Here is a 10336-nt window from a genome sequence, read left to right on the forward strand (position 1 = left end):
CGATGGCCACCTGCCTGGCCCCGGCCAGGCGCATGGCCTGGTTGCGCTGTAGGCGGCGGCTGAAGGTGGCGTCCACAATTACGCTCAGGCCTTTCTTGAGCGTTTCGTCGGCCATGGCCAATACCTCGCGATAGGTCATTTCGGTGGCCAGGGCGGAGTAGATGCCCTTCTCGAAGGCGGCGTCGCCGGCCGGGGGGGCGTCGTCGGCAAACAGGGCCTTGCGCACCGCGTCCGAACGGATCACGGCAAGGTCCCACACCTCGGCCAGGGCGGCGGCCAGCGTGCTCTTGCCACTGGCCGGCAGACCACACACGATCCACAGGATCGGCCGCGAGAAATTGCCGGCATACGCCCGGGCCAGGCTCAGGGTGCCCGTGGCCGTTTTTGTACGGCCTGCCGTTCGGGTAAGGGGACATCCTTTTCGCAAAGACGCAACAGGCTCACCTTGCAGCGGACCATGGCGCGATAACAGCAGTAGAAATCCAAAAGGGGCAGGGCGCCCAGATCGCCGCTGGCGTCGATATACTGGCGGATCAGATGCCGGGCCAGATCGCTGCGCCCGCGAAAGGTCAGATCCATGGCCAGAAAGGCCAGGTCGCAGACAACGTCGAGAACACGCAACGCGCGGCTGAATTCGATACAGTCGATGATCTGGATGCCGGTATCGGTAAAGTAGATATGGTCACAGCGCAAGTCCCCATGGCAATCCCGGATGCGGCCGGCCCGGTGGCGCCGTTGGAACAGCTTCGCATGGCGGTTGAAAAAGGCCTGGCTGGCGCTCTTCACGAATTCGAAAGTGGCACGCGCATCCGGACCGATCAACCGGTCCACATGATCGAGATTGTCCTGCCAGGCCGGCACGTCGGCGTCCGGAGGAGATCGGTCAATGGCGGCGTTGGCGTAGAAATCCACCAGGCGCTGGATCAATCCCGTCATGCGCGCTTCCTGGAACCTGCCGGTCGACAACAGATGGGACATGGCATCCCTGTCCCGCAGCTGATGCATCTTGACGGCAAACTCGACCACCGGGCCGGACCCATTCAACGCATACCGGTGGTCCCGGCAGGTGATGGGCAGGATTTCCAGATAGACCCCACTGGATAGACGGCGGTTCAAAATCAGTTCCTGCTGGCAGCCGGCGTGGCGCTTTTCCAGGCTGGAGAAATCGAGAAACCCCAGATCCACCGCTTTCTTGATCTTGTAGACGAATTGGCCGGTGAGAAACACGGTTGAAATATGGGTCTCGCGCAATGTGACCGTTTCCACCGGATGCGGGTAGAAATCCGGCTTCAGCATGGCATCGCGAAGGGCAGGTGAGTGGTTGATGCTCATTTGGGTTACCCCGTTGCACAAATCGGTTGGCCGGAATCCGGATCGGCGCCCGTCTTCCCTGGCAGGGCGAGGGGCAGGACCTCCGCCACCCGGTCCACCAAATGGACGGTGATCGCCTGGCGCACGGTTTCCGGCAGGTCATCCAGGTCACGGGCGTTGCGGCGCGGCAGAATCACGCGGTCCAGCCCGGCCCGATGAGCGGCCATGACCTTGGTTTTAATGCCGCCCACGGGTAGCACGCGTCCCCTGAGGGTCACCTCGCCGGTAAACCCCAGGTCGCTGGGGACCGGCCGGCCCGTATAGATGCTGGCCATGGCCATGACCATGGCCAGACCGGCCGAAGGGCCGTCCTTGGGCGTGGCACCGGCCGGGACATGCAGATGAATGTCGTTTGTTTTGAAACTGGTGGGGTTGATGCCCAGGTCCGGTGCTTGGCGCGCACGTAACTGTGGGCGATGCGGGCGCTCTCCATCATCACCTCGCCCAGGTGGCCGGTGATGGTCAACTCACCCTTGCCAGCCATGCGCGTGGCCTCGATGAAGAGGATCTCGCCCCCATAGGCGGTGACGGAGAGCCCGATGACAATCCCCGGCGTATCGATGGGTTCGGCCAGCTCGGATTCGAAGAGCGGTTTTTTCAGCAGGCGCCTGACCGTTTCAGGGGTGATGGCCGCCGTCTGGTGGGTTCCCGTGGTGATGCTCACGGCGGTCTTGCGGCAGATGGCGCCGATCTGACGTTCCAGCTGGCGGACGCCGGCCTCGCGGGTATAATCGCGGATGATGGTGGTCAAGGAGGCTTCGTCGAATCCGATCTCCTCCGGTTGCAGGCCGTTGGCGCGAATCTGGCGGGGCAGGAGATGGCGGGTGGCGATATGCAGCTTCTCGTGTTCCGTGTACCCGTCCAGGGGAATGACCTCCATGCGGTCGCGCAAGGGCGGCAGGATCGTTTCCAACTGGTTGGCCGTGGTGATGAACATCACCTGGCTGAGATCGAAATCCACATCCAGGTAGTAGTCGCGAAAGGCGTGGTTTTGGGCCGGGTCAAGTACTTCCAGAAGCGCGCTGGAGGGATCGCCGCGCCAGTCGCTGCCCACCTTGTCGATTTCGTCGAGCATGAACACCGGATTGCGCGTGCCGGCGCGTTTGATCGCCTGGATGATGCGTCCGGGCATGGCGCCGATATAGGTGCGCCGGTGTCCGCGGATTTCGGCTTCGTCGCGCATGCCGCCCAGGCTCATGCGGGTGAATTTGCGTCCCAGGGCGCGGGCGATGCTCTGACCGAGACTGGTCTTGCCCACCCCCGGCGCCGACGAAGCAGAGCAGGGTGCCGGCCGCAGGGATCTCCTCGCTCGCGGTATCCGCGTCCACCGGCATTTTGCGCTCGCGCACCAGTTTTTTAACTGCCAGGTACTCGATGAGGCGCTCCTTGACATCTTCCAGGTCGTAGTGATCCTCGTCCAGGATGACCCGGGCATGGGGGATATCCATGCAATCGTCGCTGAGGGTCCGCCAAGGCACCGCCAGCAGCCAGTTGAGATAGGTTTTGATCACCGCGTGCTCGGCCGAGGAAGGGTGCATGCCCTTCATGCGTTGGAGCTCGCTTAAGGCTTCTTCCAAAGCTTCTTCCGGAAGTCCTGCCGTCTTGAGCTTGGTTTCGTATTCGGCGGCTTCGTCAACGGCTTCGTTCGTCTCGCCTAATTCCTTCTGAATCGCCTTGAGCTGCTGACGCAGAAAATAGTCGCGCTGGGCCTTGGTCATCTCCTCCTGGGCTTCGGCCTGAATCTTGTTCCCCAGGGAGAGTACTTCCTTCTCACGGGAGAGCAGGGAGATCAGGGCACGCAATTTTTCATTGAGATTGTCGATCTCAAGGATTTTTTGGCGCGTGGTCAGCTGGAAGCGGGAGTTGGCGGCAACCAGATAGGCCAGGTAACGTGGATCCTCGATGCTCTCCAGGAGTGTGCTCACATCGTCGGGTGTGCCGGGCAGGAGGGTGACCACCTCATGGGCCAGAATCTGCAGGCGTCGCTTGAGGGCGTCCAGTTCGACGCCCTCTTCACGTCCTTCGGGGCTGAGTTGGATCTGGGCCGTCAGATAGGGGTCGGTGCGCCGCCAGACCTTGACGCGGAAACGCTCGATGCCCTGGATCAATAGATGAAAGTGGCCGTTGGGCGTTTTCACCGCCCGATGAATCCGGGCCACCGTGCCAACCTCGTACACCTGCCAGGGGGCCGGCGTGTCGACGTTGGGCTCCTTGGTGGTGAGCAGGCCGACCAGACAACCGTCGTTGACGGCGTCCTCGATCAGGCGCATCTGCCGGGCGTGGCCCACCGCCAGCGGCAGGGCCATGTATGGATAGGCCACCAGATGCCTTAACGGCAGGATGCCGATCTCTTCGGGAATCTTTTTCGATTTATCGCCGCTTGAATCGTTTTTGCGGATGCCCATGTTTCCCGACCTTTCTTGCATGGGGAACCCAACTCCCCGGGATCATTTTTTCAACACGCCGGATTTGATCAGATTGGCCCGGATGTAGGTCCAGTGCAGTTTCAGGTGCAGTGCCAGGGTAGCGATGAAAAGGACCCCTGCCCAGGCATGCAGGTTCATTAAAAAATGACGGACCTGGGCCAACGCCCCGGCCTGTCGGCCGAGGCCATGGGGCAGAATGAGCCAATTGATCAATCCGGTTCCGGCCAGGATGACCAGAAATCCGAAGGCGATGATGTTGATGGTCCAACGGTTGATTTTTTTGGGGTCGTCCATGTTTCCTATTTTCTCATTTAAAGTTTGCGTGCGCTGCCGATTAGGATCGTTGCCTGACGGTTTATTTCCATTGTGGTTCATCTCCATTATAGATGGGCAACCCGATCCTATGCAAATCGAAAACCATTTTGATGCCGGCCGTCGGCCTGTAGCGGGGCATCGATCATCGATACGAGGCGATGACGGGGGGATCGGCTTCCGGCTGAGTTGCGCGGTCGCGTGCCAGCGGTCATTTTTTTTCTGGCACGTCCGGAGACGCTGGCGATCGGTTTACAATTTGGAAAGCCGGCTGACAGGTTGCCGGCCGTATTTTCGCCGCCGCCCATCGAAAATATTGCCGATCATGGCGCTAAGGGTGTTGCGGAAGTGTGCCGGCAGGTTGACAAGGTTGGCGTTTTATATGCAAAATCAAAATGATCCAGGTTCCGCGACGATTTCCCTGATCCCATGGGCGGTTTGTCCGGCGATTGCACCCATCCAAGCGCCGGCCATGGATAAAACGGCGCGAAGTTTGCCTTTGTGATTGTCAGAGGAGAAACCGATATGCCTGTCCCCCCCGTCAGCGATGCCCCCCGTCCGCATCCCGATCCCGAGTCCGATCCCGAGTCCGATCGGGGACCGGTTACCGAAATCGCCCCGACGGTGCCGGACGTTTTCCAGGCGCCGCATCAGACCTGTGAAGAGCTTTATCGCAAGTATGTCAGTCTGTTCGATTTCGCTCCGATCGGCTATCTGGTGATCGATGGTGAGGATTTCATCCGGGAGCTGAACCTCTCCGCGGCTGTCTGCCTGAATGCACCCCGTACCCAACTGACCGGCCGTAATCTCACCGATTTAATCCATCGGGAGGACTTGGTCAGCTACTATCGGCAAAAGGAAACCTGTAAGGATAACCTGGAGACCGCCAAGTTCGAGCTGAAGATGAAGCGTATGGACGGTTTCTTCTTTGATGCCCAGTTGCAGATGCAGTCGGTTTCCAGCCGCAGCACGGACGCCCCGCGCTACAGCGTGGCCCTCGTGGACATCAGCGAACACGTCCAGCTCTCCTCGAGTTTCGCCCTCCAACAGGATTGCCTCGAGATCGCCTGCCAGGCCAAGAGCATGCCGGCACTTCTGGATGGCTTCGTCCAGGCGGTCAAAGGTTATCTCAAATGCGCGGCGGTCGGCATCCGCATCCGCGATGATCGTGGGAACATTCCCTTCCACTCGCATGACGGTTTCAGCCAGGGCTTTTACCAGTCGGAAAACGCCCTTAACCTGCACACCGACCAGTGCCTGTGCATTGACGTGATCAAGGCGGAATCCCGTGTGGATCAGGGGTGCCGCACCGCCAAAGGCTCCTTTTATATCAACGGCACCACCCGGTTCCTGCAAGGTCTGCCGGCCGATTTGCGTGGCACGCTACGCCAAGCTTGCAATCAACATGGCTACGAGTCCGTTGCCTGGTGCCCATTCGCGTGGATGCCGCCATCGAAGGGTTGATCCATGCGGTTGACCACCGTGAGAACTACTTCCCCTTAAGGCTGGTTGAGGCCCTGGAGGACGTCTCCCAACGCCTGGGGCTGGCCATGCAGCGTTTTCACCTGGAACATAAACTGCGGGAGTCGGTGATCTCGCTGAACGTCCTGTCCAGTCACCTTCTGTCGGTGCAGGAGGAGGAACAGCGGCGCATTGCCCTGGAACTTCACGACGGTTGTGGACAGGACCTGAATGTGCTCAAACTGCGCCTGAAGATCATCCGTGATCACTGTCCGGCGGAGCGATCCGATCTGACCCACGACTGCAATGAACTGCTGGCCTATGCCGACAAGATCATCAACGATATCCGCTGTATCGCCCACAATCTGAAACCAGCCACCCTGGATGCGCTCGGGCTGACGATTGCCACTCGGCAGATGGTTGCCGAATTTTCGGCCTCCTCCGCCATACCGGTATCGACCGACATTGATCTGCTCGACCGAATTACGGCGCCCAAAGCCCAATTGTGCCTGTTCCGCATCTTCCAGGAGGCGCTGCTCAACATCCACAAACACGCCCGGGCGACGCGGGTGTGGATCAAGGTGCGCCGGGAGCGGGGAAATTTGCGCATCGAGATCCGCGATAACGGGAAGGGCTTTGAGGTGCCCAAATCGTCGCCGCCCAACCATCCCCCCCAGGGCATGGGACTTTCCGCCCTGGCACTGCGTTGCCGCATGATCGCCGCAAAGCTATCCATCGACAGCAAACCCGGCAAGGGACCCGCCTGATCATCCGCCTGCCGTTACCTGTGGAAGGAGAGACTCATGGATGAATATACAATCGTGATTGCCGATGACCATACCATGATGCGTGAGGGAATCCGCTATATTATCGATGATACGGCGGGTCTGAAAGTGATCGGCGAAGCGGCGACGGCTTGGAACTCTTGAAACTGCTCAAGAAGGTGACGCCGAACATGGTGATCCTGGATATCTCCATGCCCGGTCTACGCGGCATCGAGGCGGCCCAGGAAATTCACGAGATCCATCCGGAGATTGCCGTTTTGATGCTCAGCATGCATAAGAACGAGGCCTTCCTTTCCATGGCGCTGGCCGCCGGTGCCAGCGGATATCTGCTCAAAGAGGACTCGGGGGACGAGTTGTTGAACGCCATCGAGCGTATCCGCAAAGGAGGGACCTACCTTTCCCGCAAACTGACCAGTGAATTCCCCTCGGCGATCATTTCCATCTGCCGGGGGGACCGCCATGTGGAATCGGATTCCCTGACGCCGCGGGAACGACAGGTGCTGCAGATGATCGCGGAAGGACATACGGACCGGGAGATCAGCGAACGTCTCTTCATCAGCATCCGCACGGTTCACCGGCATCGGGCCAATATCCGCTCCAAACTCAACCTCAAACATACCGCGGATCTGGTACGTTATGCCATTTCCCAGGGCTATGTCACGCGCTGATCTTCAGAAGCGGTTCGAAGAGTCCGTCCAGACGTTTCAAACCGCCTCTGCGTTTTCAATTGGGCTTTCACGAAAAGTATTTCCGATCGCCGATATTTCTCGCCTGAACCCCTTTTATCGGCTTCTTGCGCGTATGGGTAAAACTATGTAACCGGATGGCGAGAATTGGGCAGTTTTGCGAATGGATTCTTTTGACACGCACCTTTATAATCCCTCTTAAAATATTGCGCTAAACAATCTAGAGCATTTAAGATAATGTTTTTGGCAAGGCCAGAGGGAGGAAGCTGTATAAACCATACTGCGACGACCGATAACGCAGTCCAAAAACATTATCTTGAATGCGATATCCCACCAAGATCAAGGAGGTTGCGCATGCTCAGCAGACGGTTGCAGACACCCCTTGTGCTTCCCGTATGGATGATGTCCTCGCATTCACAAATCCCATGTCCCAAAACGGCGACCGGCAGGCCGCCGGTGGCCGACCTCGGCCGGCCGACATGCGCCAGCGTTGCCAGCCGCATGCTGATCGTTGACGCGGATGCCACAGCCCTGGCACGGGTGGCGGAAATGGGAATCTTTTTGGGATTTCAGATTGCCACTGCCGGGGATATCGTGGATGCGCTCTGGTTTTTGACCAAACAGGACTTCGGCGTCGTGATGGCCAGCAATGACCTGCCCAGCATCGACGGCTATCAGCTCGCATTGAAGATTAAACGCAAGCAGGCGCACACGGCCGTTATCATCATGGCCCGGCAACCCATCGGCACGATCAATAATGACCGGCCCGATGCCGCGGCAGTCATCGACGGCTGGCTGCTCCAGCCTTTCGATCTGGCGTCCATGCGCGACCAGCTTCATCGGATCGGTGTTGCCGGCGGGTCGCGGGAGCACCCATGCCCGGCGCCTTGATAAACGCAACCCGTCCCGCAGCCCTTTCCAGGCTGTAAAGAAAATAGACACCTTGGCCCCACCCGGAGGATGTGCATGGCAAAGAACTTTCGTGTGTCCAAGAAGCAAAAGAACAAGAACTCCCTGGATCTCAAACTGTTCGGCGATTTTGATGCCTCCTCGGCATATGAGCTGCATAACCTGTTGAGCACCGACGTGGGCAAAACATCAAAGGTCGCCATCGACACCAGTGGTCTCAAGACCGTCAGCCCATTTGGGATCGATCTGTTCTTGCCGCTGATGTCCGATTTGCATCATCAGCGGATGAACATCGAGGTGACCGGCCGGTTCAGTCGGGCTTTTCGTGAAGAGTAAATGACTTTTTTCTCAATGGAGGTATGATGGGCATTCGCAAGCAATTCCTGAAATCCAAACCCGTGTGCAAGGTGACGTTCAATATTCCCGAAACGATCGGCAATGGGGCGGCGCAGGCTTTTCTGGTGGGTGAATTCAACGCATGGTCGACATCGGCAACCCCCATGAAGAAAATGAAAAACGGCGGGTTTAAGGTGACCCTGGACCTGGAGACCGGTCGCACCTATCAGTTCCGCTATCTGATTGGGGAATCCCATTGGGAAAATGATCCCGACGCCGATGCGTCTTGTCCGACACCCTATGAAGGCAGCCGGAATTCGGTGATCCAACTGTAGCTTCCCCTTGCTGTCGTCTATCTTTTTTGAAGCCTGATGGGTGAGTGAATCATCATCTTTCCAATAGACGAAAGACCAGCCGGAAAGGAGTCCTGGGTGCTCGAGCAAAACCGACAGCGTCATTTTCATGAAACGGCCTTGATGGAGAAGATGGAAGCGACCCCTTCCAAGGGACTGAAGCAGAGAATATCGTCACGCCGGCCGACGACGGATGCCGTCATTACCTGTCGACCGTATGGCAGCCATGGCGACACCCATGCGTCGATGGGGTGATGGGCAATGTCTCCCGCGAGGGGCTTACATTGAAACCGCCCATCCCTTCAAGCCGGGAACGATCCTGATCGTGCGCATGGTGCGCTATCCGTCATCCCAGACCGACCGGGAAGCGGTGGAAGGCGTGCGATCGATCGTCCTGGCCGAGGTTCGCTGGCGCAGGGAGAGGCTGGCAGCGGGCGGACCGATCTACGGCATGGGGCTGCGGTATTTCGACTGACCATCGCCCATCGTGTGTCCCGCATGCCGATATTTCAAAAGGAAGGTGTTATCATGCAAAACCACCGGCAAAGCGGCACGCGACCGCCACATTCAACCCCGCGGGTTCTGATCGTGACCCCGGAGGTGACCTTCGTTCCATCGGGTATGGGGCCGGGCTCCCGTTCCATCTGCGCCCGGGCCGGCGGCCTGGGGGATATCTGCGCCGCCGAGATCCATGCCCTTTACGAACGGGGTATCGATGTCCACCTGGCCATGCCCAACTATCGCAACGTTTTCAAAAACAGCACCCACCCCCTGCCCGGGCTGGATATCCCCCAGCGACAGCGGAACTTGCCCGAAAACCGTATCCACCTGGCCGAGGACCGCTCCTTTTACTACCACCCGAAATTGTTCATGGACACCGGTGGTGAGAGTGTGCGCATCGCCCTTTCGTTTCAGCGCGAAGTGATCAACCGGATCATCCCCGAGGTTCAACCCGACTTGATTCACTGCTTCGACTGGATGAGTGGACTGATTCCGGCCATGGCGCGCCAGTGCGGCATTGCCAGCCTGTTCACCTTCTATCGCCTGGACGCGCCGCAATTGCTGCTCTCCACCATCGAGGAACGCGGGATCGATGCCGCCGCTTTCTGGCGGACGTGCTTTTATGAGCGCCTGCCGGAAAGCTATGAGGAGACCCGTAACACCAATCCGGTGGACCTTTTGACCACCGGTGTGTTCGCGGCAACCATGGTGGCGGCGTTGAGCCCGACCTACCTGGCCGCGTTGACCAACGGGCAGGGCCATCTGGCGCGGCCGGGCCTGCGGGATGAACTGAAACGTAAAATGGCCGCCGGACAGCTCGGTGCGGTTTTGCCGGTGCCGGATTCATCCTTCCATCCGGCCACTGACCGGGCGCTGCTGCGATCCTTCGGGCCGGAGACCCATTTTGCCGGCAAGCTCTACAACAAGCTGCAGCTCCAGGAGACGCTGGGGTTGCGCATGGATTCAACGGCGCCGGTGTGCTTCTGGCCGACCCGCCTGGACGGCTCCCGGCCCGGGTGCCGCATGATGGTGGCGCTGCTGGACGACATTTTGCGGCGTTACCAGGATCAGCGCCTGCAACTCGTCTTTGTGGCCGACGGCGATTACCGGGCGCCCCTCGCGGAGAAGATTGCCCGGCTGGGAGCCGGTGATCGTGCCGCCGTGGCCGACTTCGATGCCCGGCGCTACCGCCTGGC

At 59.2% G+C, this 10336-nt stretch carries 14 protein-coding genes and 2 pseudogenes; 11 read left to right on the plus strand and 5 right to left on the minus strand.

The window, feature by feature from the left end; all coding sequences use genetic code 11:
* From JCM12296_RS28845 to JCM12296_RS28860, 5 genes and pseudogenes are all read right to left on the minus strand, one after another.
* The coding region (locus tag JCM12296_RS28845) for a P-loop nucleotide/nucleoside kinase family protein (protein WP_157067983.1) at window positions 1–427 on the minus strand (427 nt) is incomplete at its 3' end.
* Window positions 364–1332 carry a hypothetical protein gene (locus JCM12296_RS28850; RefSeq protein WP_054700265.1) on the minus strand — a complete coding sequence of 323 codons (969 nt, stop codon included), beginning with the start codon at window positions 1330–1332 and terminating at the stop codon, window positions 364–366. The genes JCM12296_RS28845 and JCM12296_RS28850, both read right to left, overlap by 64 nt.
* Window positions 1333–1337: 5 nt before the next feature.
* A pseudogene (gene lon, locus JCM12296_RS46085) lies at window positions 1338–2806 on the minus strand (endopeptidase La).
* Between the two features lie 349 nt (window positions 2807–3155).
* Window positions 3156–3797, minus strand: a pseudogene (locus JCM12296_RS46090) (LON peptidase substrate-binding domain-containing protein); the annotation flags it as partial.
* A gap of 21 nt (window positions 3798–3818) precedes the next feature.
* A complete protein-coding gene (locus JCM12296_RS28860) occupies window positions 3819–4091 on the minus strand; it encodes a DUF4405 domain-containing protein (protein WP_054700266.1) in 273 nt (90 codons plus the stop codon).
* A 219-nt stretch (window positions 4092–4310) separates the two neighbouring features.
* Between JCM12296_RS28860 and JCM12296_RS28865 the strand changes: the two genes are divergently transcribed.
* From JCM12296_RS28865 to JCM12296_RS28905, 11 genes are all read left to right on the plus strand, one after another.
* Window positions 4311–4508, plus strand: coding sequence for a hypothetical protein (locus JCM12296_RS28865; RefSeq protein ID WP_054700267.1), 198 nt, complete (start codon window positions 4311–4313; stop codon window positions 4506–4508).
* A gap of 126 nt (window positions 4509–4634) precedes the next feature.
* Window positions 4635–5573 (plus strand): PAS domain-containing protein, encoded by a 939-nt coding sequence (locus JCM12296_RS28870; RefSeq protein WP_054700269.1) that lies wholly within the window; start codon window positions 4635–4637, stop codon window positions 5571–5573.
* Window positions 5537–6337 (plus strand): sensor histidine kinase, encoded by an 801-nt coding sequence (locus JCM12296_RS28875; protein ID WP_157067984.1) that lies wholly within the window; start codon window positions 5537–5539, stop codon window positions 6335–6337. Before JCM12296_RS28870 ends, JCM12296_RS28875 begins: the two co-directional genes overlap by 37 nt.
* Before the next feature lie 36 nt (window positions 6338–6373).
* Entirely contained in the window at window positions 6374–6499 is a 126-nt protein-coding gene (locus tag JCM12296_RS48330; RefSeq protein ID WP_281492190.1) for a helix-turn-helix domain-containing protein, read from the plus strand.
* Window positions 6487–7023: a LuxR C-terminal-related transcriptional regulator gene (locus JCM12296_RS28880; protein WP_083456616.1), complete on the plus strand. Its 537-nt coding sequence runs from the start codon at window positions 6487–6489 to the stop codon at window positions 7021–7023. The genes JCM12296_RS48330 and JCM12296_RS28880 overlap by 13 nt, the downstream gene beginning before the upstream one ends.
* A gap of 372 nt (window positions 7024–7395) precedes the next feature.
* Window positions 7396–7932, plus strand: a complete 537-nt coding sequence (locus JCM12296_RS28885; RefSeq protein ID WP_054700275.1) for a response regulator — start codon at window positions 7396–7398, stop codon at window positions 7930–7932.
* A gap of 75 nt (window positions 7933–8007) precedes the next feature.
* Window positions 8008–8286, plus strand: coding sequence for a hypothetical protein (locus JCM12296_RS28890; RefSeq protein WP_054700277.1), 279 nt, complete (start codon window positions 8008–8010; stop codon window positions 8284–8286).
* A gap of 23 nt (window positions 8287–8309) precedes the next feature.
* Window positions 8310–8621, plus strand: a complete 312-nt coding sequence (locus JCM12296_RS28895) for an isoamylase early set domain-containing protein (RefSeq protein ID WP_246805044.1) — start codon at window positions 8310–8312, stop codon at window positions 8619–8621.
* A 96-nt stretch (window positions 8622–8717) separates the two neighbouring features.
* The gene (locus tag JCM12296_RS39090) at window positions 8718–8894 is read left to right on the plus strand and encodes a hypothetical protein (protein ID WP_157067985.1); all 177 of its coding nucleotides are present in this window, start codon (window positions 8718–8720) and stop codon (window positions 8892–8894) included.
* Complete coding sequence (locus tag JCM12296_RS28900) at window positions 8878–9114, plus strand: hypothetical protein (RefSeq protein ID WP_054700282.1); 237 nt, start codon at window positions 8878–8880, stop codon at window positions 9112–9114. Before JCM12296_RS39090 ends, JCM12296_RS28900 begins: the two co-directional genes overlap by 17 nt.
* A 53-nt stretch (window positions 9115–9167) precedes the next feature.
* On the plus strand, window positions 9168–10336 hold a 1169-nt coding region (locus JCM12296_RS28905; protein ID WP_054700284.1), incomplete at its 3' end, for a glycogen/starch synthase.

Source organism: Desulfosarcina cetonica JCM 12296 (assembly GCF_001311845.1).
GTDB classification, from domain to species: Bacteria; Desulfobacterota; Desulfobacteria; order Desulfobacterales; family Desulfosarcinaceae; genus Desulfosarcina; species Desulfosarcina cetonica.

Coding starts and splice junctions, on each gene's coding strand:
- JCM12296_RS28850 (WP_054700265.1), bottom strand. CDS start 1,332: ATGAGCATCAACCACTCACCTGCCCTTCGCGATGCCATGCTGAAGCCG.
- JCM12296_RS28860 (WP_054700266.1), bottom strand. CDS start 4,091: ATGGACGACCCCAAAAAAATCAACCGTTGGACCATCAACATCATCGCC.
- JCM12296_RS28870 (WP_054700269.1), top strand. CDS start 4,635: ATGCCTGTCCCCCCCGTCAGCGATGCCCCCCGTCCGCATCCCGATCCC.
- JCM12296_RS48330 (WP_281492190.1), top strand. CDS start 6,374: ATGGATGAATATACAATCGTGATTGCCGATGACCATACCATGATGCGT.
- JCM12296_RS28885 (WP_054700275.1), top strand. CDS start 7,396: ATGCTCAGCAGACGGTTGCAGACACCCCTTGTGCTTCCCGTATGGATG.
- JCM12296_RS28890 (WP_054700277.1), top strand. CDS start 8,008: ATGGCAAAGAACTTTCGTGTGTCCAAGAAGCAAAAGAACAAGAACTCC.
- JCM12296_RS28895 (WP_246805044.1), top strand. CDS start 8,310: ATGATGGGCATTCGCAAGCAATTCCTGAAATCCAAACCCGTGTGCAAG.
- JCM12296_RS28900 (WP_054700282.1), top strand. CDS start 8,878: ATGCGTCGATGGGGTGATGGGCAATGTCTCCCGCGAGGGGCTTACATT.